Annotated in this window: 1 protein-coding gene; it reads right to left on the bottom strand. The window is 50.2% G+C overall.

The genetic code is table 11. The features are described from left to right. The coding region (locus HMPREF2975_RS12365; protein ID WP_141757436.1) for an IS1249 family transposase at positions 1-985 on the bottom strand (985 nt) is incomplete at its 3' end. Between the last annotated feature and the right edge of the window lie 151 nt (positions 986-1,136).

Below are 1,136 nucleotides of genomic sequence, written 5' to 3' on the forward strand. Positions count from 1 at the left end.
GGGTTACCGGACAATTTGTGTGTCTATTGGTGGCGTGTCGTGTTGTTTTAGGGTTTGTATTTGCCTGCCCAGCCTTTTCTGATTGATAGGCCGTCTTCCCATGGGGCTTGTAGGTCGAAGTGTTTTGGGCTGGCGTGGGGTTGGTCAGGTAGGCAAATAGTTGGTCTTTTCTGGCTAGGCGTTGGAGACGGAAGTACACGCGGCGGTCACGTTCGTGGGTGTACCACCATTTATGCCCAGGCTTTCTAAGGGCTTGGGGTAGGTCTTTAGCGAAGGTACGTTGTTTTAGGTATTGGTCGTATTGGTTGTAAAACGCAGCCAGAGTGGTAAGCCAGTTAGCGGCCTGTTCGGTATTGGTGATGCGGGTTAATTGTCGTGATAAGTACATGAGGTCCTGGCCGGCAGTAGTTTTAGGCTTGCGAGTCAGGTCAGTGATGTTATTGCGGTGTACATGGACTAGGCAACGTTGAATCTTAGTGGTGGGCCGCAAACTGTTAATGGCACGCTCACCACCTTTTGCCCCGTCTGTTACCACCATTAGAGGTGGGGCTATCGGGGCTAGGAGGGCTTGGTAGGCAGCTGTGGTTTCTTTAGCGCATACTTGCCAGTTCAATACGTTAGTAGTGGTACAAGCGATTAAGACTACCCACCCACCATTTAGATACGTCCCGTCGATGAAGACTTGATCACATACTTCACCACTGACCGGTGGAGTAGGCACTAGCGGGTTCCAACACCACGTGAAGTTGCGTCGAACACTGCGATCACTACCGCGATCGAGCTCACTGTGAGCGTGTTTACCTAACAGGTAGGAAACAAACGCTTCATACGTGTTGCCAGCCCTTGCCTGCGGTCTGTGTTTGGTATGACACGCCCCGCAATCAAGACACCTGTACCTAGGTGCGCCAGCCGAGGTGACACCATTTTTCTTTACCCGCCACCCCTTACAAGACGGGCATGAACGAACCGGTAGTTGCTTTGGCATAAGCCAAGGCAACCAAAACACCCCTTAACACAAACTCAAGAAAACACAACAACCATTAAATCTATAGCTAAAAAAGCTAACCAAACCAGACTTTCACCCACCAAACCAAACAAAAACACAATCTATAGACACACCTAATGACCGGTAACCC

It is taken from the genome of Actinomyces sp. HMSC065F12, assembly GCF_001814535.1.
Classification (GTDB): Bacteria; Actinomycetota; Actinomycetes; order Actinomycetales; family Actinomycetaceae; genus Pauljensenia; species Pauljensenia radingae_A.